The organism is Luteimonas marina (assembly GCF_007859325.1).
Taxonomy (GTDB): domain Bacteria; phylum Pseudomonadota; class Gammaproteobacteria; order Xanthomonadales; family Xanthomonadaceae; genus Luteimonas; species Luteimonas marina.
Window position 1 is genome coordinate 91,344 of sequence record NZ_VOHK01000008.1, and the last position, 20,470, is coordinate 111,813.

Consider the following 20,470-nt stretch of genomic DNA (forward strand, 5'->3'; position numbering starts at 1 on the left):
CGCAAGCTGGGGTCCAAATTGCCTTTCCACTATCGATTTTTCGAGCAGGATCAGAAGCAAATGGATTCCGGCTTTCGCCGGAATGACGAGCAAGCAAGCCGTCATCTCCTGCCCTTATCATCGGGCCATGCACTTTCCATCCTGCCTCCTGCCGCCGCGGTTCCTGCTGCCGGCATTGCTCGCCTGCGTGCTGGCGGCCTGCGCGACGACGCCATCGACGCCCGCATCCCCCTCGGCGACCGCCGATGGGCGCGCCGTGCTGCTGGTCTCCCTCGACGGCTTCCACCCCCGCTACCTCGATGCCGGCATCGCCCCGGCGCTGTCGCGCATCGCAAGCGAAGGCGTGCGCGCGGAGTGGATGAATCCCTCGTATCCCTCGCTGACGTTCCCGAACCACTACACGCTGGTCACCGGGCTGCGGCCCGATCGCCACGGCATCGTCCACAACACGATGCACGACGCGACGATCGAAGGCGGCTTCTGGCTGTCCAACCGCACCGCGGTCGGCGATTCGCGCTGGTGGGGCGGCGAGCCGATCTGGGTGCGTGCGGAAAAGGCGGGCCTGCGCAGCGCGACGCTGTACTGGCCGGGCAGCGAGGCGGAGATCGCCGGCGTCCGCCCGACCCGCTGGACCGAATACGTCGACAGCGACACCCTCCCGCTCGAGGTCCGCGTCGACACCGTGCTCGACTGGCTGTCGGAAGACCGGGACACGCGCCCGCGGCTGGTGACGCTGTACTTCGAGACCGTCGACAAGCAGGCGCACGAATACGGGCCGGACTCGCTGCAGGCGCAGGCGGCGGTGCGCACGGTCGACGCCGCGCTCGGGCGCCTGCTGCAAGGCCTGCAGGCGCGCGGGCTGCGCGACGGCGTCGACCTGATCGTGGTGTCCGACCACGGCATGGCCAGGGTGCCGCCCGGGCAGTGGGTGGTGGTGGAAGACGTGGTGTCGCGCGAGGAAGCGACCGTGGTGAGCACCGGCCAGGTGGTCCAGGTGGTGCCGAACGCCGGGTTCGAGACACGGGTCGAACGGAAGCTGCTCGGCGCGCACGCGCAGTACGACTGCTGGCGCAAGGGCGAACTCCCCGCGCGCTGGCACTATGGCAGCCATCCGCGTGTCGCGCCGATCGTCTGCCAGATGCACGAGGGCTGGGACATGCTGCCGCGCGCGGCGGCCGCCAGGCGCCCCGCGCACGAGCGCGGTTCGCACGGCTACGATCCGGCGCTACCGTCGATGCACGCCCTGTTCGTCGCGACGGGACCGTCGTTCCGCGAGGGCGTGGTGCTGCCCGCCTTCGACAACGTCGATGTCTACCCCCTGCTTGCGCATCTGCTCGGCATCGAACCGGCGCCCAACGACGGTTCGATCGAACCGCTGCGGCCCGCGCTGCGCGACGCCGGTTCCGACTGAACAGGGCCCCGGCCCGTTCCTGCAGGTCTCCCCTGGGCAAGACCCTGCGGCGGCGCATTGATGTCCGAAAACGGCGAGTCCGGCGCCGCTCCCGGCGCTAGACTGCGCCCATGTCGAATCCCGTCGCCCGCGCCGCCCTGCCCGATCCGGCCATCTGCGAACAGGCGCGCCTGAGCCGCGACCCGCGCTTCGACGGCCTGTTCTTCACCGCGGTGTCGAGCACCGGCATCTACTGCCGCCCGACCTGCCCGGCGCCGCCGGCGAAGTCGCGCAACGTCGCCTACTACGCGAACGCCGCCGCCGCGGAAGCCGCGGGCTACCGGCCCTGCCTGCGCTGCCGGCCGGAGCTGTCGCCCGCCGACGGCGCCTGGCGGCGCGGCGACGAAACAGTCGCGCGCGCGCTGAAGCTGATCGACCACGGCTTCCTCGCCGAGCAGTCGCTGTCGGCGCTGGCCGAACGCGTCCACGTCGGCGAACGGCAGCTGCGGCGGCTGTTCGTCGAACGCCTCGGCGCGCCGCCAATCGGCGTGCACGGCACCCGGCGCCTGCTGTTCGCGAAACAGCTGCTGACCGAAACGGCGCTGCCGATCACCGAGATCGCGCTCGCCGCCGGCTTCGGCAGCCTGCGCCGCTTCAACACGACCTTCCGCGAGGCCTACCGCATGGCGCCGCGCGAACTGCGCCAGCGGCCGCGGACGGTCGGGGGCGACGTGCTGGCGCTGCGCCTGCACTATCGCCCGCCCTACGATTTCGCGGCGATGCTGGATTTCCTGCGCGGGCGCGCGCTGCCCGGGGTGGAAGCCGTCGATGCGCAGGCCTACCTGCGCGTGGTCGGCGATGCCGCCGCGCCCGGCTGGCTGCGCGTCAGCGCCTGGCCGGACGGCGACGGCGGCCAAAGCCATGCGCTGAAGCTGGAGCTGCACGGCTGCCCGCCATCGCAGCTGCTGGCGCTGGTCGAACGCGTGCGCAGGATGTTCGACCTCGATGCCGATCCACGGACCATCGGCGCCACCCTGTCGCGCGACGCGCGCCTGCGCGCGCTGCTGCGCAAGCGGCCGGGACTGCGCCTGCCCAGCGGCTGGGACGGCTTCGAGATCGCGGTGCGCGCGGTGGTCGGGCAACAGGTCAGCGTCGCTGCGGCGCGCACGGTGACCGCGCGGCTGGCCGAGCGCTTCGGCACACCGCTGCCCGAAACCTTCGCCGCGACCGGCCTGCAGCATTTTTTCCCGACGCCCGAGCGCCTGGCCGACGCCGATCTCGCCGGCATCGGATTGACCGCCGCACGCGCCGCGACGATCCGCACGATCGCACAAGCAGTCGTCGATGGCCGCGTCGATTTCCGCGCCGAGCGCACCCTGGACGACTTCGTCGCGCGCTGGACCGCCCTGCCCGGCATCGGCGCCTGGACCGCGCAATACATCGCGCTGCGCGCGCTCGGCCATCCCGACGCCTTTCCCGCCGGGGATCTCGTGCTGCAAAAGCACTATCCCGCGGCGCAAGAGGAAAGCCGGCTGACCGAGAAGGCGCTGCTGGCCTGCGCCGAAGACTGGCGGCCCTGGCGCGCCTACGCCGTCATCCAGCTGTGGCGCGACGCCGCGCTGGCGCAGCCTGCGACAACGCTCCGGAACATCCCGCCTGCCCGCACATCCCCCGCACGGAGGAAACCCGCATGACCGTCCTCACCGCCTTCGTCGACAGTCCCGTCGGCCCGCTGTTCGTCGCCGCGGACGACGACGGCCTGCGCGCGATCGAGTTCCGCGACAACCGGCATCCGGTGAAGCGCGACGGCGACTGGCGCGAAGGCGACAACGCCACGCTGCGCAAGGCCGGCAGGCAGCTCGACGAGTACTTCGCCGGCAAGCGGCGCGCGTTCGACCTGCCGCTGTCGCCGCACGGCACCGAATTCCAGCGCAAGGTCTGGAGCACGCTGGCCACGATTCCCTACGGCGAGACGATCAGCTACGCGCAACTCGCCGCGCGCGTGGGCAGGTCGAGCGCGACGCGCGCGGTCGGCGCCGCCAACGGACGCAACCCGCTGCCGATCGTGCTGCCCTGCCATCGCGTCATCGGCGCCGACGGCTCGCTGACCGGCTTCGGCGGCGGCCTGCCGACCAAGCAGTTCCTGCTGAAGCTGGAAGGCGCCCTGCCCCCTGAGTTCGACCTGTTCCCATAGGGTGGGCCCAGGCCCGCCCTACGCCTGCGTCAACCTCGCCGCGATCGCGCGCCGGAACGGCGGCAGGCGGTTGGAGAGCCGCAGGATCGCGCCGCGCAGTCCGCGCGCCGCCGGGCGGTCGTCGGTGAACACGCGCACCACCAGCCGCGTCGCCGCATACATCGGCCAGGCCGCGGCATGGTGCCTGCGCTGGTACTGCGCGAGCACGGCGTCGGCGCCGATGTCGCGACCGTCCCGGTGCGCCTGCAGTACCGCCTCGGCCAGAGTCGCCTGTCCCTGTAGGCCGAGATTGAAGCCGTGCGCGGTGACCGGATGCATGCCGACCGCGGCGTCGCCGACCAGCGCCGCGCGCGATGCCGTGAAGCGGTCGGCGAAGACCGACACCAGCGGATAGACGTGGCGCGTGCCGATCGCGGTCATCGCGCCGAGCCGGTCGCGGAAGCGCCGCTGCATGTCGGCCGCGAACGCCGCGTCGTCCAGCGCCTCGACCTTCGCCATCTCCTGCGGCGACAGCGTCAGCACCACCGAGGAACGTTCGCCGACGAGCGGCAGCAGCGCCAGCGTCTGGCCGTAGTCGAACCACTCCCAGGCGACGTGGTGGTGCGGGCACTCGTGGGCGACGCGGGCGACCAGCATCCGCTTGCCGTGGTCGTACGAGCGCGCGCCGATGCCGAGCATGCGCCGCAGCTGCGAGAAGCGGCTGTCGGCGGCGACCAGCAAGCGCGCGCGCAGGCGTTCGTCGCCATCCAGCGACAGGACGATGCCGTCGCCCTCGCGCGCGACGCCGCGCACGCTGCGCCCTGCCAGCAGTTCGACACCCGGCTGCACGGACACCAGGTCGTAGGCCGCGCGCCGGATCAGGTGGTTGGGCACCAGCCAGCCCAGCTGTCCGCTGCGGCCGTCGGCGGCGCTGACCAGCAGCCCGTCCTCTGCATCGCCGTCGATGACCTTGGCGTCGCGCAAGTCCGACACTTCCGCGGGATCGAAGCGCGACCACGGGCCGAGCCGCTCCAGGATGTCGCGCGAGGCATGGGTCAGCGCGATCTCGCGACCATCGAACGCCGGCTCGGCGATCGCCGGTAGCGGCTGCTTCTCGACGATCGCGACCGAGAGGCCGCTGCCGGCCAGCGAGCGGGCGAAACACAGGCCGGCCGGCCCGGCCCCGACGATGGCGATGTCGACGTTCATGCTTGCGGCGTCCCGTTCAAGATGGCTCCAGCGTGACGGGGCATTGTCCCTCGTTGCATTGATCCAGGTCAGGCGTGGCGATGGGCGGAACGCGGGCCCTCGCTCCAGCCGGCAGCATTCAACCCAGCAACCGGTCCCGCAGCACCGCCGCATACCGCTGCGCGACCGCTTCCCGCGCTGGATGCACCCCCTCGGTAACCACCCGCCGCCCGCCGACGCGCACCTCGCGCACCGCCGGGCGATTGCCACTGAAGATCCAGCGATCGGCTACGTCCTCCTCCGTGGCGCCGGCCAGCAGCGGCGCATCGCCGTCGAGCACGACGGCATCGTCGATGTCGGTGAAACCGGTCGACTGCGCCGCGCTCGCCAGCACGCCTGCCAGCAGCGTCGCACCGACGCTGGGCGATGCCGGCGACACGGCGATGTTGCGATGGCGCGTCGCCAGCCGCTGGCCGTACTCCAGCCAGCGCAGTTCCTCGACCGGCGACACCGAGATGTGCGAATCCGAGCCGATGCCCCAGGCGCCGCCGGCATCGAGATGCTCGCGCAGCCGGAACAGGCCGTCGCCAAGGTTGGCCTCGGTGGTCGGGCAGATCGCCACCGTCGCGCCCGACTTCGCGATGCCGGCGACTTCGGGATCGTTGAGATGGGTGGCGTGCACCAGCGTCCAGCGCGCATCGACCTGCGCGTTGCGCAGCAGCCATTCGACCGGGCGCAGGTCGTGCACCGCGAGGCAATCCTGCACTTCGCCGACCTGCTCGGCGACGTGGATGTGGATGCGCGCGTCAGCCGGCAGCGCCGCCAGCACCTCGCGCATCGCGTCCGCCGGCACCGCGCGCAGGCTGTGCAGCGCGCAGCCGACCTTGAGCATGTCGTCCTGCTTCGCGTGCAGCGCGTTGAACAGGCGCAGGTAGCCGTCGACATCGTGGCCGAAGCGCTTCTGCCGCTCGCCCAGCGCGCGCCCGTCGAAGCCGCCGGTCATGTACAGCACCGGCAGCAGGGTCAGGCGGATGCCGGTCTCGCGCGCGGCCTCGATCAGCGCATCCGACATCGCCGTGCGCGTGGCGTACGGCGTGCCGTCGGGCGCATGATGCAGGTAGTGGAACTCGCAGACCGCGGTGTAACCGGCCTCCAGCATCTCGACGTACAGCTGCGAGGCCACCGCATGCAGGGACTCGGGATCGAAGCGCGCGGCCATCCGGTACATCGTCTCGCGCCAGGTCCAGAACGAGTCGGACGGATGCGTCTGCCGTTCGGCCAGGCCCGCCATCGCGCGCTGGAACGCGTGCGAATGCAGGTTGGCGATGCCCGGCAGGCGCCAGCCTGTGGCAACGGCTTCGATCGGGGATGCGGGCGTCGCGGGCATCGGTACACAGGCGGCGGGAGGAGTGCGCTAGGCTACCGCGCTGGCGTTCCCCTTCACAGGTCGGCGTTCATGTTCGAAACCTTCGCCATCCCCGTGGTGCTCGCACTGGCCGCACTGCTGGTGCTGGCCAAGGCGTATTCGCGTCTGGGCAAGCCGGGGGCGCGGCGCAGCCGGGAAAGCGGCGATGGCGGCCTGTTTGCAGAGGACCGCAGCGATCGTCGTGGGCGCGACCACGATGGCGACGGCGGTGACGGCGCCGACGGCGGAGGCGGCGGTGACTGAATTCTGGGACGGTTTGGTCGTCGGCGCCTCGCTGGCGACGCTGGACGGCGACGCCGGCTACGGCGCCATCGAGGACGGTGCGCTCGGCTGGCGCGATGGCCGGATCGCGTTCGTCGGCCGGCGGCGCGATCTTCCCGGCGATCCCGAGCGGCTCGCCGACCTCGTGGTCGAGGCCGACGGCGGCTGGATCACGCCCGGCCTGGTCGACTGCCATACCCACCTCGTGTTCGCGGGCGACCGCGCGGGCGAGTTCGAACAGCGCCTGCAGGGCGCCAGCTACGAGGAGATCGCGCGCAGCGGCGGCGGCATCGTCTCCACCGTGCGCGCCACCCGCGAGGCCGGCGAGGACGCGCTGCTGGCGCAGTCGCTGCCGCGCGCCCGCGCGCTGCTGGCCGACGGCGCCACCACGCTCGAGATCAAGTCCGGCTACGGCCTCGACCTCGACGGCGAGCGCAAGATGCTGCGCGTCGCGCGCCGCATCGGCCAGTCGCTCGGCGTCGACGTGCGCACCACCTTCCTCGGCGCGCACGCCCTTCCGCCCGAGTACACCGGCCGCGCCGACGACTACATCGCGCAGGCCTGCAACTGGCTGGCGACGCTGCATGCGGAAGGCCTGGTCGACGCGGTCGACGCCTTCGCCGAGCGCATCGGCTTCACGATCGCGCAGACCCGCCGCGTGTTCGAGGTCGCGCGCGCGCTCGGCCTGCCGGTGAAGCTGCACGCCGACCAGCTCAGCGACGGCGACGGTGCCGCGCTGGTGGCCGGGTTCGGCGGCCTGTCCGCCGACCACGTCGAGCACACCTCGCCCGAAGGCGTGCGCGCGATGGCGCGCGCCGGCACGGTCGCGGTGCTGCTGCCCGGCGCCTTCCACGTGCTGCGCGAGACGACCTTGCCGCCGCTGGCCGAATTCCGCGCCCAGGGCGTGCCGATGGCGGTCGCCACCGACTGCAACCCCGGCACCTCGCCGCTGCTGTCGCTGCGCCAGGCGATGCAGCTGGCCTGCACGCATTTCCGCCTGACGCCGGAAGAGGCGCTGCGCGGCGCCACCGTCAACGCCGCGCGCGCGCTCGGACTCGACGACCGCGGCGCGCTGCGGACCGGGCTGCGCGCCGATTTCGTCCACTGGAACATCGCCCGGCCGGCGGAGCTGTGCTACTGGCTGGGCGGCCCGCTGGCGCGCGCGGTGTACGCTGGCGGCCATCGACTTTCCTGACCTGCGGAGAACCTGCATGCGCCTGCGCGCCACCCTTGCCATCGCCGTCTCGATCGCCGCGTCCCTCCCGGTGCACGCGGATGACGCCGCGCCGCAGCGCGCGCGCGACCTTGCGCAGGATGCGATCATCGTCGACACCCACATCGACGCGCCCGGCATCCTCTCCGAAACCTGGGCCGACCTCGGCGTCGCCGCGCCGGACCGCGAGTTCGACTACCCGCGCGCGCGCGAAGGCGGGCTCGACGTCGCCTTCATGTCGATCTACACCTCCGCGCGCGAGGACGACCAGGGCCGCGCCCGCCAGTCCGCGCACGCGCAGATCGACTCGGTCGAGGCGCTGGTGCAGCGCCATCCCGACAAGTTCGCGATCCTGACCTCGCCGCGCGACGTCGAGCGCCTGCGCGCCGGCGGCCGCGTGCTGCTGCCGCTGGGCATGGAGAACGGCGCGCCGCTGGTCGACGACCTGTCGCAGGTGCAGGCCTTCTTCAACCGCGGCATCCGCTACATCACCCTCGCCCACAGCGCCGCCAACCGCATCTCCGACTCGTCGTACGCCGCCGAGCGCAAGTGGAACGGCCTGAGCCCGTTCGGACGCGACGTGGTCGCCGAGATGAACCGGCTCGGCATCATGGTCGACGTCTCGCACGTCTCCGACGCCGCCGCCGCGCAGGCGATCGAACTGAGCACGGTGCCGGTGATCGCCAGCCATTCCGCATTCCGCCATTTCACGCCCGGCTTCGAGCGCAACATCAGCGACGAACTGGCGAAAGCCGTCGCCGCGAAGGGTGGCGTGGTGCAGGTGCCGTTCGGCATCGCCTTCGTGAGCCCGCAGGCCGCGTCCGACATGCAGGCGCATTTCCGCGCGCGCGCCGAGTTCGACAAGCGCAACGCGGAACTGGCCGCGGCCGGCAAGCCGACGCAGGACCGCAAGGCCTTCGAGGAGGCCTGGGAGCGCGACCATCCGGTGCCGCAGACGCCGATCGAGGCGGTGCTCGACCAGATCGACTACGGCGTGCAGCTGATCGGCATCGACCACGTCGGCCTGGGCTCGGATTTCGACGGCGTCGGCGGCGAACTCGCCGACGGCCTGCGCTCGGTCGCCGACTTCCCCAACCTCGTCGCCGGCCTGCAGGCGCGCGGCTATTCCGACGGCGACATTCGCAAGATCCTCGGCGGCAACCTGCTGCGCGCGTGGGGCGAGATCGAGGCCGGCGCGCAGGCGCGCTGACGCGGCTGCTGCTTCGTCCATACATTCCGGCAAACAACAAAAAACCCCGCATCGCGGGGTTTTTCATCAACGCATCGCGCGACGATTACTCGCCCTTCGCAACCACCTTCTTCACCGCCTTCTTGGCGGGAGCCTTGGTCGCGGCCTTCTTCGCCACCGGCGCGGCGGCGGTGCCGGCGGCCTTGGCCACGGCCTTCGGGCGCGCGTTGCCGTAGCTGGAGGAATAGCGCTTGCCCTTGGCGGTCTTGCGGTCGCCCTTGCCCATTGTCGTGCTCCTGAGATCTCTGGATTCGGCTGGAAATTCTACGGCCCACGGGCCGCCGCGCGGGTCCGCGCGAAGCCGCACAGTCTAGCACGCGGGTCGAACCCGGACGCCATGGCAGCCGCCTGCGGGCCTCAGTGCGCGCAGGTGGCGTCGTGCACGTGGCCGTGGTTGAGGCGCAGGTTCACCAGGTGGCCGAGGCCGACCAGGGTCCCGCCCAGGGTCATCGCCACCGCGTGCGGGACCACCGATTCGTGCAGGGGGGCGTAAAGCACGCCGATCCACAGCACCAGCAGTCCCGGCAGCAGCAGTCCGAGCGCCCGGACCGCGCGGTGCCGGCGATAGCCCCAGAGCAGGCTGAACGCCCCGAGCAGGCTGGCGAACAGCACGAAGCCGAACTCGAAGCCGTCGCTGAGCCACGCGGCGATGCCCAGCGACGGCAGCGCCGCGATCAGCAGCGGCAGCAGTGCGCAGTGCGCCGCGCAGGCGAGCGAACCCGCCGCGCCGAAACGGTCGAGCCAGTGATGACGTTGTCGGGGAGTCATGACCTTCGGGGTGTTGACAGTCGGCCGGGGATTCGACAGTAATAATATAACATCACCGAGCCCGCCAGGTCACCCCTCCCCATGCCCATCCCGTTCCCCGCGCCTTGCCGACTGTCGCTGGCGCTCGTCCTCGCCCTGTCCACCCTCCCCGCCACCGCCGAGACCGTGGCGCAGGACGATCCGCGCCACAGCGAAATCAAGGACCTGAACGAGATCCTGGTCCGCGCCACGCCCATTCCCCGGACCGCCGAGGACCTGACCCGGCCGGTCGAGGTGCTGGCCGGCAGCCGCCTCGACGAGGTCCGGTCCAATACCCTGGGCGATACCGTCAACCGCCTGCCGGGCGTGCAGTCGTCCTATTTCGGCCCGGGCGTCGGCCGCCCGATCATCCGCGGCCTGGATGGCGCCCGCGTGCAGGTGCTCAACGATGGGCTGGCCTCCGGCGACGTGTCCACGGTCAGCGTCGACCACGCGGTCTCGATCGAACCCTTCCTCGCCGAGCAGATCGAGGTGCTGAAGGGCCCGTCCACCCTGCTCTACGGCAGCGGTGCGATCGGCGGCGCGGTCAACGTGGTCGACGGCCGCATCCCGGAACGCGCCACCGACGCACCGCTGCAGGGCCGCGCCGAACTGCGCGCCGGCAGCGTCAACGACGAGCGCACCGGCATGCTGCGGCTCGACGGCACCTCCGGCAACTTCGTGTTCCACCTCGACGCGCTGCATCGCGAAAGCGGCGACTACGACATTCCGGGCCATGCCGAGAGCGCCGCGCTGCGCGAGAGCGAACACGGCGAGGAGGATCACGACCACGATCATGACCACGGGGAAGAGGAAGCGGCCTACGGCACGCTGCCGAACAGCTTCGTGCGCACCGACAGCGCCGCGCTCGGTCTGTCCTGGGTGGGCGATCGCGGCTTCCTCGGCGTCGGCGTCAGCCTGTTCAACACCCGCTACGGCGTGCCCGGCCATTCGCATGCGCACGAGGACGAACACGACCATGACCACGGTGACGAGGACGAGGAGGATCACGACCACGACCACGATCACGAAGACGGGCACGGCCACGAGGAAGGCGTGCACATCGTCATGGACCAGCGCCGCTACGAGGTGCGCGGCGGACTGGACAACCTCGGCGCCTTCGACACCCTGCGGGTGAAGCTGGCGCGCACCGAGTACACCCACACTGAATACGAGGGCCGGGACGTCGGCACCGTGTTCGACAACGACAGCACCGAAGCCCGCGTCGAACTGGTGCATCGCGACTGGGCGGGCTGGGACGGCGCCTTCGGGCTGCAGGCCTCGCAGCGCGATTTCCGCGCGGTCGGCGACGAAGCCTTCGTGCCGGCGTCGGAATCGCGCGACATCGGCGCATTCTGGATCGGCCAGCGCAGCTTCGGCGCGGTCGACCTCGAACTCGGCGCGCGCCACGACCGCAACCGCATCGACGTCGACGAGTCCGTGGCGATCGGTCCCTCGCGCGACTTCGACGCCACCAGCCTGTCGGCCGCCGCGCGCTGGCACTTCGGCGAAGACCTGCACCTCTCGTTCGGCCTCGACCGCGCGCAGCGCTCGCCGACTGCGGAAGAGCTGTACTCCAGCGGCCTGCACGTGGCCACGCAGAGCTACGAGTTCGGCAACCCGGACCTGCGCCGCGAGACCGCGAACCGCGCCGAACTCGGCCTGCACTGGCACCACGGCCCGTTCAAGCTCGGCGCCTCCGTGTATGCGGTGGACTACCGCGACTTCGTCTACCTCGCCGACACCGGCATCGAGGACGGCGGCACGCCCGCGCGCGTGTGGAACCAGGCCGACGCGCGCTTCACCGGCGGCGAGTTCGACCTGCAGTGGACCTTCCTCGACAACGGCAGCGGCCGCTGGATCGCGCGCGGCTTCGGCGACGCGGTGCGCGGCCGGCTCGACGGCGAAGGCACGCGCGAGGTTGCGTTCGCCGTGCCGCACGGCGACCACTTCCACAACTACACCGCCGACATCGCGCTCACCGGCAACCTGCCGCGTCTGGCGCCGTGGCGCGCGGGCGCGGAACTGCGCTGGGAAGGCGGCCAGTGGCGCGCGGGCATCGGCGCCATCCGCTACGCGCGGCAGGACCGCGTGGCCGAGCACGAGGACGAAACCGCCGGTTACACCCTGGTCAACGCCAACCTCGCCTGGCACCTCGACACCGCCGGCGGCAACGCGCTGGAGCTGTTCGTCGACGGCAGCAACCTGCTCGACGAGGAGGCGCGGCCGCACACCTCGTTCCTCCGCGACCTGGCGCCGCTGCCGGGACGCGGCATTTCCGCCGGGGTGCGACTGTTCTTCTGATCCCGGCATGCGGATCGCGGCGGCGGACATCGCCGCGATCCGCCGCGGCCCGGCGTTCCCCTTCCCCATACCCTGTCGGGAACTTCTGAAAACCCCGAATTTGTCATTTCGACCCCGGACTTGATCCGGGGGAGAAATCTTGCCTTTCAGGCGCCTGGATTGTCCGGTTTCGCTGTTGCAAAGCGTCTCTTGCCAGGCTCGAAACGGCTGTTCCTGGAAGTCCTCTGTTGACGCGATGCAGGCAAATATGTGTACATACACATATGAACGCCATGCCTGCCCCCACAGCCTGCACCTGCTTCAGGCTGCGCAAGCTCAGCCGCCTGCTCTCCCAGCGCTATGACGCGGCGCTGGCGCCGGCCGGGCTCAACGTCAACCAGTTCTCGATCCTGCGCCGCGCGGAACGGCCGCGGTACACGATCGGCAGCCTTGCCGCGGAGCTGGGCATGGAGCGCACCACGCTCTCGCGCGACCTGCGCCACCTCGTCGACGCCGGCTGGCTGCGACTGGTCGCCGGCGACGACGCCCGCCGCAGGCATGTCGTGCTGACCGCCGCCGGCCGGCGCACGATCGAACGCGCGCTGCCGCTGTGGCGCGGCGTGCAGGACGAGGTGGAACGCGACCTCGGCGCGACGACGGTGGCGAAACTGCATGTCGACCTCGACCGCGCCATGCAGCGGCTCGAGGCGCCCCGATGAACGCGACCGCCCCCCCGCGCTACTGGCCGCTGGTGCTCGCGGCCACGGCCACCCTGCTGGTCACGATGGGCATCCGCCAGTCGCTGGGGCTGTACGTGCAGCCGATCGCGGCGGACACCGGCATCGGCATCGTTGCGATCAGCTTCGCGCTCGCGGTCGGGCAACTGGTCTGGGGCGCGGTGCAGCCCGCCTTCGGCGCCTGGGCCGACCAGCGCGGCAGCGGCCGCGTGCTCGTGTTCGGCGCCCTGCTGCTGTGCGTGGGCATGGCATTGGCGCCGCTGCTGGCCTCGGGCTGGGGGCTGGTGCTGACGCTGGGCCTGCTCTCGGCGGCGGGCGCGGGCGCGGGCAGCTTTTCCGTGCTGATCGGCGCGACCGCCGGCGCCACACCGGCGCACAAGCGGTCATTCGCCGCGGGCGTGATCAACGCCGGCGGCTCCGCCGGGCAGTTCGTGTTCGCACCGGTGACGCAGGCCATCATCGGCGCCTTCGGCTGGATGGCGGCGATGTGGGCGATGGCGGTCGCCGCGCTGTCGACGCTGCCGCTGGCCTGGCCGCTGCGCCGCAAACCCGCGGGCACGCGCGCCTCCGGACCTGCGGCGATCGTGGCGCCCCTGGAAGGCGACATCGGCCTGCGCGCGCAGCTGCGCGTGGCCGCGCGCGACCGCAGCTACTGGTGCCTGCACATCGGCTTCTTCACCTGCGGCTTCCACATCGCCTTCCTGGTCACCCACCTGCCGACCGAGATCGCGATGTGCGGCCTGTCCGACAACGTCTCGGCCATGTCGCTGGCCCTGATCGGCCTGTGCAACATCGGCGGCAGTCTCGCGATCGGCTGGCTCGGCCAGCGCTACCGGATGAAATCGCTGCTGGCGCTGATGTACGCCAGCCGCGCGCTGCTGGTCGGCGTGTACCTGGTCTCGCCGCCGACGCCGCTGACCTTCTACCTGTTCGCCGCCGGCCTCGGCGCGACCTGGCTGGCGACGGTGCCGCCGACCGCCGGCATCATCGGCAAGCTGTTCGGCCCGCGCTACCTCGCCACGCTGTTCGGCTTCACCCTGCTCTCGCACCAGGTCGGCGGCTTCTTCGGTGCGTGGCTCGGCGGCCTGGCGATCGCACACCTCGGCGACTACACCTGGATGTGGTACGCGGACATCGTGCTGGCGCTGCTGGCGGCGGCATTCAACCTGCCGATCCGGGAAGAAAAGCCGCAGTTGCAACTGCATGCGGCAACGTCGTAGTCCGTCCCTGCGAGGACACCCTCGGGATACGCCACGAGTGCGCTGAGAATTGTCATCCCGAACGAAGTGAGGGATCTCCCCCCCCGGCACTGAGATCCCTCACTTCGTTCGGGATGACAAACAGGGAGCTGGCCGGTCCGCCCGCACCCGCGAAAGCGACTGTGGCAGCGCCTAATCCTTCCCGGCGCACTCCGCGCACAGCCCGTGCACTTCCAGCGTCTGCGCCTGCGGCACGAAGCCGAGCGCGCGCGCGCGTTCGTCCAGCGAGGCAACGACCTGCGCGTCCTCCAGCTCGACCGCGCTGTGGCAGCGATCGCAGATCAGGAACGGCACCGAATGCTGCGCGCTGTCGGGATGGTGGCAGGCGACGAAGGCGTTGACCGACTGCAGCTTGTGGATGAAACCGTTGGCGAGCAGGAAATCCAGCGCGCGGTAGATCGTCGGCGGCGCGTCGGCGCCGGCACCCTCGCCCGAGCGCACCATGTCGAGCAGGTCGTAGGCCTTGACCGGCCGGCCGGCTTCGGCCACCAGGCGCAGCACGCGCGCGCGGATCGGCGTCAGCCGCAGCCCGCGCTCCTGGCAGGCGCGCTCGACCGCGCGCACGAACGCCTCGGCGTCGTGGACGTGGTGGCGAGGATCGATGCAGTCGTGTCCGTGCGTGCCCATGCGGAGATGATGGAGGCGGAGGCGGCCCGGCTCAAGCCTCGGCCGGCACCTTCGCGATCGCCGCGTCGATGCGCCGCAGCGCCTCGTCGCGGCCGGCCAGGTACACCGTATGCGAGATGTCCGGGCTGACCTGGGTGCCGGTGATCGCCACCCGCATCGGCTGCGCCACCTTGCCCATGCCCAGCGCCAGCGCCTCGGCGGTCGCGTGCAGCGCGTCGTTGATCGCCTCGACGCTCCACTCCGGCAATGCGGCCAGCCGCGCGCGCGCGTCGCGCAGCGGCGCGTCGGCGCCGGCCTTGAGGTGCTTGGCCACGGCCGCGTCGTCGTAGCCCTCCAGCGGACCGAACCAGACCGCGGCGCGCTCGGCCATGTCCCTGAGCGTCTGCACGCGATCGCGCAGCGCGACGACGAGGTCGGCCGGCGCGGGACCCCGCGACAGGTCGTAGCCGCACTGCCGCAGGTGCCATTCCAGGTGCTTGGCCACGTCCGCCGGATCGTCGTTCTTCAGGTACTGCTGGTTGAGCCAGCCGAGCTTGGCCGAATCGAGCCGCGACGCCTTCGCGTTCACGTCCTTCAGCTCGAACAGTCGCTGCATCTCCTCGATGCTGAACACTTCCTGGTCGCCGTGCGACCAGCCCAGGCGCACCAAGTAGTTCAGCAGCGCGTGCGGCAGGTAGCCGGCGTCGCGGTACTGCATCACGTCGGCGGCGCCGGTGCGCTTGCTCAGCTTGGCGCCCTGCTCGTCGAGGATCATCGGCAGGTGCGCGAACGCGGGCACCGGCGCGCCCAGCGCTTCGTAGAGGTTGATCTGGCGCGGCGTGTTGTTGACGTGGTCATCGCCGCGCACCACGTCGGTGATGCGCATGTCGATGTCGTCCACCACCACCGCAAAGTTGTAGGTGGCATAGCCGTCCGGGCGGAAGATCACCAGGTCGTCGAGTTCACTGTTGGCGATCTCGATGCGGCCCTTCACCTTGTCGTCCCACGCCACCACGCCGTCGACGGGATTGCGGAAGCGGATCACGCGATTGGGATCGTCGCGTTTCGGCTCGTTGCGGTCGCGGTAGGCGCCGTTGTAGCGCGGCTTGTCGCCCTTCGCCATGGCGGCCTCGCGCATCGCGTCGAGTTCTTCCTTCGACTCGTAGGCGTAGTAGGCCTTGCCCTCGGCGACCAACCGCTCGGCGGCCTCGCGGTAGCGGTCGAGGCGCTGCGTCTGGTAGATCGGGCCTTCGTCGTAGTCCAGCCCCAGCCAAGCTATCGCGTCGAGGATGGCGTCGATCGCCGCCTGCGTGCTGCGCTCGCGGTCGGTGTCCTCGATCCGCAGCACGAACTCGCCGCCGCGATGGCGCGCCTCCAGCCAGCAATAAAGCGCGGTACGCGCGCCGCCGATGTGCAGGTAGCCGGTGGGACTGGGGGCGAAGCGGGTGCGGCAGGTCATGGGAGGGCTGGATGCGTGGGAAACGCGTCATTTTACCGGCATCCGGTCCGCCGGACCCGCGAGCGCCGCGGCCCTCGGTCCCGATCCTCTGGATTGGCCGTTCCGGGCGATCCTGCCTGTCATCCCGAACGTCCAAAGCTGTCATCCCGAACGCAGTGAGGGATCTCGCTTTTTTGCCCCGGTGAGGCGAGATCCCTCACGGAGCCTGTCCTGAGCGTAGTCGAAGGATTCGGGATGACAATCCGGGACCCGCGCGCTGGTCTAGAATTCCTCCGATGCCCACGCTCTTCGTTTCCGACCTGCACCTCGACCCGGCGCGCCCGGAGATCACCCGGTTGTTCCGCGATTTCCTCGACGGCGAAGCCCGCGCCGCCGACGCGCTCTACATCCTCGGCGACCTGTTCGAGGCCTGGGTCGGCGACGACGATCCATCGGAAGCGGGCGCCCTGGTCGCGGACAGGCTGCGGGCGCTGTCGGATGCCGGGATCCCGGTGTACTTCCAGCGCGGCAACCGCGATTTCCTGGTCGGCGAGGCCTGGGCGCGCCGCGCCGGCATGCGCATCCTGCCGGACCCGGCGGTGATCGTGCTCGACGGCGCACCGGTGCTGCTGATGCACGGCGACCTGCTGTGCACCGATGACGTCGCCTATCAGGCCTTCCGCGCGCAGACGCGCGATCCGGCGTGGCAGGCGCAGTTCCTGTCGCAGCCGCTGGAAGCGCGCCTCGCCTTCGCGCAGCAGGCGCGCGCCGCCAGCCAGGCGCGGCAGGGCGAGCTGAAGCAGGCCGGCACGATGGAAACGATCACCGACGTCGCCCCGGCGACGGTCGAGGACATGTTCGCGCGCTACGGCGTGGACACGCTGATCCACGGCCACACGCACCGCCCGGCGATCCACGACCTCGTCGTCGCCGGACGCGCCCGCCGGCGCATCGTGCTCGGCGACTGGTACGAACAGGGTTCGGTGCTGCGCGCCAACGCGGGCAGATTCGACCTTGTCGCCCTGTAGGAGCGCCTTCAGGCGCGATCGCACGCTGTCTCCGGAGCGTTCGGCGGGTCGCGCCTGAAGGCGCTCCTACGCAGATCCGGCAGCCTGCACCAGCGCGGCCAATTCATCGTCGCTGAAGCCAGCCGCGCTGCGCGCCTCGACGTTGAACGGGCCGTGCAGCACGGCGCGCGCGTACTCGGCCAGCAGTTCGCGGAACCGCGGTTCGGGCGCGATGCCGGCGCGTTCGCAGTACCAGCGGAACCAGCGGCTGCCCGCGGCCACGTGCGCGACCTCCTCGCGCAGGATCACTTCGAGCACGTCGGCGGTGTCGTCGTCGCCCAGCGCGCGCAGCTTCACGATCATGCCGGGCGTCACGTCCAGTCCACGCGCCTCCAGCACGCGCGGCACCAGCGCCATGCGCGCCAGGCCGTCGTGCGCGGTCTTCTCGCACATCTCCCACAGGCCGTTGTGCGCGTCGAAATCGCCGTAGTCGCGGCCGAGCGCGCGCAGCCGCTCGCGCAGCATGGCGAAATGCCGCGCCTCGTCGTCGGCGATGCGCACCCAGTCGGCGTAGAAATCCGCCGGCATGCCGCGGAAGCGATAGGCCGCGTCCCAGGCCAGGTCGACGGCGTTGAGTTCGATGTGCGCGATCGAATGGATGAAGGCCGCGCGGCCCTCGTCGCTGCCGAAGCCGCGCCGCGGCAGGTCGCGCGGATGCACCAGCCGCGGGCGCGGCGGGCGGCCGGGCATGCGGATCGGTTCGGGTGCCGGTGCATCGGCGGGAATCGCCAGTCCGCCGCGCGCGAACGCGGCAGCGTGCCGATGCGTCAGCGCGATCTTGTCGTCGACCGACGCCGCGTCGAGGCACTCGCGCGCGGCGTCGAACAGCGACGGCATCGCGGCCATGCGCTCAGAGCGCGAGCCGGCGCTGGCGCTTGGCGTCGTCGGAACGCAGCTGCTTCAGGCCCTCGAAGTAGCCCGGCTCGACGCCGGTGACGTACTCGCCGCTGAAGCAGGAGCTGTCGAACTTCATGCCCGGGAACTTCGGCCCGGCCACGGCGGTCTCGAGGTCGGACAGGTCCTGGTAGACCAGCCAGTCGCAGCCGATCATCCGCTCGACCTCGTCCTCGGTGCGCCCGTGCGCAATCAGTTCTTCCGGCGTCGGCATGTCGATGCCGTAGATGTTCGGATGCCGCACCGGCGGCGCGGCGGAGGCGAGGTAGACCTTGCGCGCGCCGGCGTCGCGCGCCATCTGCACGATCTGCTGCGAGGTGGTGCCGCGCACGATCGAGTCGTCCACCAGCAGCACCACGCGGTTGCGGAACTCGAGCGGGATCGGGTTGAGCTTGCGCTTGACCGACTTCACCCGCTCGCCCTGCCCCGGCATGATGAAGGTGCGGCCGACATAGCGGTTCTTGATGAAGCCCTCGCGGTACTTCACGCCGAGCACGTTGGCGATCTCCAGCGCGGAATCGCGGGACGTGTCGGGGATCGGGATGACCACGTCGATGTCGTGATCCGGACGCAGGCGCAGGATCTTCTCGCCCAGCGTGACGCCCATGCGCATGCGCGCCTTGTGCACCGAAATGTTCTCGATCATCGAGTCCGGGCGCGCGAAGTACACGTATTCGAAGATGCACGGCGCGTGTTCGGCCGGCTCGGCGCACTGGCGCACGTGCAGTTCGCCGCGCGCGGTGACGACCACGCCCTCGCCCGGCGCGATGTCGCGCACGCGCTCGAAGCCGAGGATGTCGAGCGCGACCGATTCGGAGGTCACCGCGTACTCGTTGCCGGCATCGGTGCTGCGCTTGCCGAGCACCAGCGGGCGGATGCCGTGCGGGTCGCGGAACGCGACCAGGCCCAAGCCCAGCACCGCGGCAACCACCGCGAAACCGCCCCTGGCGCGGCGGTTGACGCCGTCGATCGCCTGGAACGCGGCCTCGGGCGTGAGCGTGCGGCGCTTATCGAGCTCGTGCGCGAACACGTTCAGCAGCACTTCCGAGTCGGACTCGGTGTTGATGTTGCGGCGGTCCTGCTCGAACACCTCGCGCCGCAGCGTGTCGGTGTTGACCAGGTTGCCGTTGTGCGCCAGCGCGATGCCGTAGGGCGAGTTGACGTAGAACGGCTGCGCCTCGTCGCTGCCCTCGCTGCCGGCGGTGGGATACCGACAGTGGGCGATGCCGACGCGCCCTTCCAGCAGCCGCATCGTCTTCGCGTCGAACACGTCGCGCACCAGCCCGTTGCCCTTGTGCACGCGCAGCTGGGTGCCGTTGACGGTGGCGATGCCGGCGGCGTCCTGGCCGCGGTGCTGGAGGACGGTCAGGCCGTCGTACAGCGCGGTCGCGACTTCGGTGGTGGCGACGATGCCGATGATGCCGCACATGGCTGTGATTCCCGTTGGCTGCTGCGAGTCTGGAACGTGGATGGCGCCGGGCGCCCGATCAAGGGTGGGAACGGACCATCCCGTCGATGCCCGTCTTCGACCTGACCTGCGCCTTGAGGCGCTCGGCGTCCTGGCGGGTCGGCACCGGCCCGGCCTTGACCCGGGTCAGGCGGCCCTTGTCGGTGGTGACGGTATCGGTGAATGCGGTGATGCCCTGCTCGCGCAGCCGGTCGCGCAGCTTCTGCGCCTCGGCGGCGTTGCCAAAGGCGCCCACCTGCACCGCGAAACCGACGCCGGCGGTCGCGGGCGGCGGCGCGGCAGGCGTTTCCGCCGGCCCGGGCGTCGCTGCGGGCCTGGGCGCTTCCACCGGCTTCGCGGCAACGGGCGCTGGCGTGGCAGGCGGCGTGGACGCCACGGGCGCATCCAGCGCGACCACGCGCGGCGTCACGTCGTTGCGCACCTGCGCGGCGCGCACGCGCACCGCTTCGGCGGCCTCGCGCGAGGCGTAGGGCCCGAGCCGCACGCGCTGCGCCGGCTTGTCGTTCAGGGTGAACGCCTCGCGGTAGGCCGTCAGTCCTGCTTCCGACAACTGGCGCACAACCAGCTGCGCGTCGCGCTCGTTCGCGAAGGCGCCGAAATGCACCGCATAGTCGCCGCCGGCCGCGGTGGGCGGCAGCTTCGGCTCGGCTGCAGGAGTCGCTGCAGGCGGAGGCGTCGCCGGCGCGGCGGCGAGCTCGGCGGCGTCATCGTCGTCCGGCGCGGGCTCGCTGCGCGGCGCGGTGGCGGTGTCGACCGTCGGCAGCGGATCGCCCTCGACCGGTTCCGGCGTCCCCAGCACGCCGCCCTGCGGGGCGTCGGCGGGCACCACCAGCGGCAGGTCGATGGTCTTGTAGTCGCCTTCCGGCGCGTCGGGCACGCGCATGGACAGGTCGGAGACGCCGCTGTCGGGCGCAGGCCCCTTCACCAGCATCGGCAGGAAGATCACGGCCAGCGCGACCAGCACGGCGGCACCGATCAGGCGCTGTTTGAGTCCGGCATCCATCAAGTTCGGCAAGAGCGGCGGGCGCGCGG

Annotated in this window: 19 protein-coding genes; 10 read left to right on the forward strand and 9 right to left on the reverse strand. The window is 71.1% G+C overall.

What is annotated here, in order from left to right; genetic code table 11:
• Positions 1-127 precede the first annotated feature (127 nt).
• From FQY83_RS16320 to FQY83_RS16330, 3 genes are all read left to right on the forward strand, one after another.
• Positions 128-1,411 carry an alkaline phosphatase family protein gene (locus tag FQY83_RS16320; protein ID WP_146389072.1) on the forward strand — a complete coding sequence of 428 codons (1,284 nt, stop codon included), beginning with the start codon at positions 128-130 and terminating at the stop codon, positions 1,409-1,411.
• A gap of 110 nt (positions 1,412-1,521) precedes the next feature.
• Positions 1,522-3,084 (forward strand): DNA-3-methyladenine glycosylase 2 family protein, encoded by a 1,563-nt coding sequence (locus tag FQY83_RS16325; protein ID WP_146389074.1) that lies wholly within the window; start codon positions 1,522-1,524, stop codon positions 3,082-3,084.
• Positions 3,081-3,584, forward strand: a complete 504-nt coding sequence (locus FQY83_RS16330; RefSeq protein WP_146389076.1) for a methylated-DNA--[protein]-cysteine S-methyltransferase — start codon at positions 3,081-3,083, stop codon at positions 3,582-3,584. The genes FQY83_RS16325 and FQY83_RS16330 overlap by 4 nt, the downstream gene beginning before the upstream one ends.
• A gap of 18 nt (positions 3,585-3,602) precedes the next feature.
• On the opposite strand, the gene ubiM is transcribed toward FQY83_RS16330, so the two are convergent.
• Together ubiM and FQY83_RS16340 are read right to left on the reverse strand one after the other, a co-directional pair.
• Positions 3,603-4,772, reverse strand: coding sequence for a 5-demethoxyubiquinol-8 5-hydroxylase UbiM (gene ubiM, locus FQY83_RS16335; protein WP_146389078.1), 1,170 nt, complete (start codon positions 4,770-4,772; stop codon positions 3,603-3,605).
• Positions 4,773-4,890: 118 nt separating this feature from the next.
• On the reverse strand, positions 4,891-6,138 hold the full coding sequence (locus FQY83_RS16340) for a formimidoylglutamate deiminase (protein WP_146389081.1): 1,248 nt from the start codon (positions 6,136-6,138) through the stop codon (positions 4,891-4,893).
• 69 nt (positions 6,139-6,207) lie between these two features.
• Between FQY83_RS16340 and FQY83_RS16345 the strand changes: the two genes are divergently transcribed.
• The 3 genes from FQY83_RS16345 to FQY83_RS16355 are packed head-to-tail and all read left to right on the forward strand — an operon-like array spanning position 6,208 to position 8,861.
• Entirely contained in the window at positions 6,208-6,420 is a 213-nt protein-coding gene (locus FQY83_RS16345) for a hypothetical protein (protein ID WP_146389083.1), read from the forward strand.
• On the forward strand, positions 6,413-7,633 hold the full coding sequence (hutI, locus tag FQY83_RS16350) for an imidazolonepropionase (RefSeq protein ID WP_425478672.1): 1,221 nt from the start codon (positions 6,413-6,415) through the stop codon (positions 7,631-7,633). Before FQY83_RS16345 ends, hutI begins: the two co-directional genes overlap by 8 nt.
• Positions 7,634-7,649: 16 nt before the next feature.
• Complete coding sequence (locus FQY83_RS16355) at positions 7,650-8,861, forward strand: dipeptidase (protein ID WP_146389085.1); 1,212 nt, start codon at positions 7,650-7,652, stop codon at positions 8,859-8,861.
• A gap of 85 nt (positions 8,862-8,946) precedes the next feature.
• Here the strand turns inward: FQY83_RS16355 and FQY83_RS16360 are convergent, their stop codons facing one another.
• Together FQY83_RS16360 and FQY83_RS16365 are read right to left on the reverse strand one after the other, a co-directional pair.
• The gene (locus FQY83_RS16360; RefSeq protein ID WP_146389087.1) at positions 8,947-9,126 is read right to left on the reverse strand and encodes a 30S ribosomal protein THX; all 180 of its coding nucleotides are present in this window, start codon (positions 9,124-9,126) and stop codon (positions 8,947-8,949) included.
• A gap of 131 nt (positions 9,127-9,257) precedes the next feature.
• Positions 9,258-9,668, reverse strand: a complete 411-nt coding sequence (locus FQY83_RS16365) for a MerC domain-containing protein (RefSeq protein WP_146389089.1) — start codon at positions 9,666-9,668, stop codon at positions 9,258-9,260.
• Between the two features lie 81 nt (positions 9,669-9,749).
• On the opposite strand from FQY83_RS16365, the gene FQY83_RS16370 reads away from it, so the two are divergent.
• The 3 genes from FQY83_RS16370 to FQY83_RS16380 all read left to right on the forward strand — a co-directional run bounded on the left by FQY83_RS16370 (position 9,750) and on the right by FQY83_RS16380 (position 13,926).
• Positions 9,750-11,990, forward strand: coding sequence for a TonB-dependent receptor (locus tag FQY83_RS16370; protein ID WP_146389092.1), 2,241 nt, complete (start codon positions 9,750-9,752; stop codon positions 11,988-11,990).
• A gap of 272 nt (positions 11,991-12,262) precedes the next feature.
• Positions 12,263-12,688: a MarR family winged helix-turn-helix transcriptional regulator gene (locus tag FQY83_RS16375; protein ID WP_238333534.1), complete on the forward strand. Its 426-nt coding sequence runs from the start codon at positions 12,263-12,265 to the stop codon at positions 12,686-12,688.
• Complete coding sequence (locus FQY83_RS16380) at positions 12,685-13,926, forward strand: MFS transporter (RefSeq protein WP_146389096.1); 1,242 nt, start codon at positions 12,685-12,687, stop codon at positions 13,924-13,926. Before FQY83_RS16375 ends, FQY83_RS16380 begins: the two co-directional genes overlap by 4 nt.
• Positions 13,927-14,097: 171 nt before the next feature.
• Here the strand turns inward: FQY83_RS16380 and FQY83_RS16385 are convergent, their stop codons facing one another.
• Together FQY83_RS16385 and gltX are read right to left on the reverse strand one after the other, a co-directional pair.
• Positions 14,098-14,592, reverse strand: coding sequence for a transcriptional repressor (locus FQY83_RS16385; protein WP_146389098.1), 495 nt, complete (start codon positions 14,590-14,592; stop codon positions 14,098-14,100).
• A 31-nt stretch (positions 14,593-14,623) separates the two neighbouring features.
• On the reverse strand, positions 14,624-16,030 hold the full coding sequence (gene gltX, locus FQY83_RS16390) for a glutamate--tRNA ligase (RefSeq protein WP_146389100.1): 1,407 nt from the start codon (positions 16,028-16,030) through the stop codon (positions 14,624-14,626).
• Between the two features lie 275 nt (positions 16,031-16,305).
• Between gltX and lpxH the strand changes: the two genes are divergently transcribed.
• Entirely contained in the window at positions 16,306-17,037 is a 732-nt protein-coding gene (gene lpxH, locus FQY83_RS16395; RefSeq protein ID WP_146389102.1) for a UDP-2,3-diacylglucosamine diphosphatase, read from the forward strand.
• Positions 17,038-17,103: 66 nt separating this feature from the next.
• Here the strand turns inward: lpxH and FQY83_RS16400 are convergent, their stop codons facing one another.
• The 3 genes from FQY83_RS16400 to FQY83_RS16410 are packed head-to-tail and all read right to left on the reverse strand — an operon-like array spanning position 17,104 to position 20,441.
• The gene (locus FQY83_RS16400; protein WP_146389104.1) at positions 17,104-17,922 is read right to left on the reverse strand and encodes a ferritin-like domain-containing protein; all 819 of its coding nucleotides are present in this window, start codon (positions 17,920-17,922) and stop codon (positions 17,104-17,106) included.
• Between the two features lie 4 nt (positions 17,923-17,926).
• On the reverse strand, positions 17,927-19,399 hold the full coding sequence (gene purF / locus FQY83_RS16405) for an amidophosphoribosyltransferase (RefSeq protein WP_146389106.1): 1,473 nt from the start codon (positions 19,397-19,399) through the stop codon (positions 17,927-17,929).
• 58 nt (positions 19,400-19,457) lie between these two features.
• Positions 19,458-20,441 (reverse strand): SPOR domain-containing protein, encoded by a 984-nt coding sequence (locus FQY83_RS16410; RefSeq protein WP_146389108.1) that lies wholly within the window; start codon positions 20,439-20,441, stop codon positions 19,458-19,460.
• Positions 20,442-20,470: the final 29 nt, after the last annotated feature.

Coding starts and splice junctions, on each gene's coding strand:
- ubiM (WP_146389078.1), bottom strand. CDS start 4,772: ATGAACGTCGACATCGCCATCGTCGGGGCCGGGCCGGCCGGCCTGTGT.
- FQY83_RS16355 (WP_146389085.1), top strand. CDS start 7,650: ATGCGCCTGCGCGCCACCCTTGCCATCGCCGTCTCGATCGCCGCGTCC.
- gltX (WP_146389100.1), bottom strand. CDS start 16,030: ATGACCTGCCGCACCCGCTTCGCCCCCAGTCCCACCGGCTACCTGCAC.
- purF (WP_146389106.1), bottom strand. CDS start 19,399: ATGTGCGGCATCATCGGCATCGTCGCCACCACCGAAGTCGCGACCGCG.
- FQY83_RS16340 (WP_146389081.1), bottom strand. CDS start 6,138: ATGCCCGCGACGCCCGCATCCCCGATCGAAGCCGTTGCCACAGGCTGG.
- lpxH (WP_146389102.1), top strand. CDS start 16,306: ATGCCCACGCTCTTCGTTTCCGACCTGCACCTCGACCCGGCGCGCCCG.
- FQY83_RS16370 (WP_146389092.1), top strand. CDS start 9,750: ATGCCCATCCCGTTCCCCGCGCCTTGCCGACTGTCGCTGGCGCTCGTC.
- FQY83_RS16410 (WP_146389108.1), bottom strand. CDS start 20,441: ATGGATGCCGGACTCAAACAGCGCCTGATCGGTGCCGCCGTGCTGGTC.
- FQY83_RS16400 (WP_146389104.1), bottom strand. CDS start 17,922: ATGGCCGCGATGCCGTCGCTGTTCGACGCCGCGCGCGAGTGCCTCGAC.
- FQY83_RS16345 (WP_146389083.1), top strand. CDS start 6,208: ATGTTCGAAACCTTCGCCATCCCCGTGGTGCTCGCACTGGCCGCACTG.
- FQY83_RS16360 (WP_146389087.1), bottom strand. CDS start 9,126: ATGGGCAAGGGCGACCGCAAGACCGCCAAGGGCAAGCGCTATTCCTCC.
- FQY83_RS16325 (WP_146389074.1), top strand. CDS start 1,522: ATGTCGAATCCCGTCGCCCGCGCCGCCCTGCCCGATCCGGCCATCTGC.
- FQY83_RS16330 (WP_146389076.1), top strand. CDS start 3,081: ATGACCGTCCTCACCGCCTTCGTCGACAGTCCCGTCGGCCCGCTGTTC.
- FQY83_RS16385 (WP_146389098.1), bottom strand. CDS start 14,592: ATGGGCACGCACGGACACGACTGCATCGATCCTCGCCACCACGTCCAC.
- FQY83_RS16375 (WP_238333534.1), top strand. CDS start 12,263: ATGCCTGCCCCCACAGCCTGCACCTGCTTCAGGCTGCGCAAGCTCAGC.
- FQY83_RS16380 (WP_146389096.1), top strand. CDS start 12,685: ATGAACGCGACCGCCCCCCCGCGCTACTGGCCGCTGGTGCTCGCGGCC.
- FQY83_RS16320 (WP_146389072.1), top strand. CDS start 128: ATGCACTTTCCATCCTGCCTCCTGCCGCCGCGGTTCCTGCTGCCGGCA.
- FQY83_RS16365 (WP_146389089.1), bottom strand. CDS start 9,668: ATGACTCCCCGACAACGTCATCACTGGCTCGACCGTTTCGGCGCGGCG.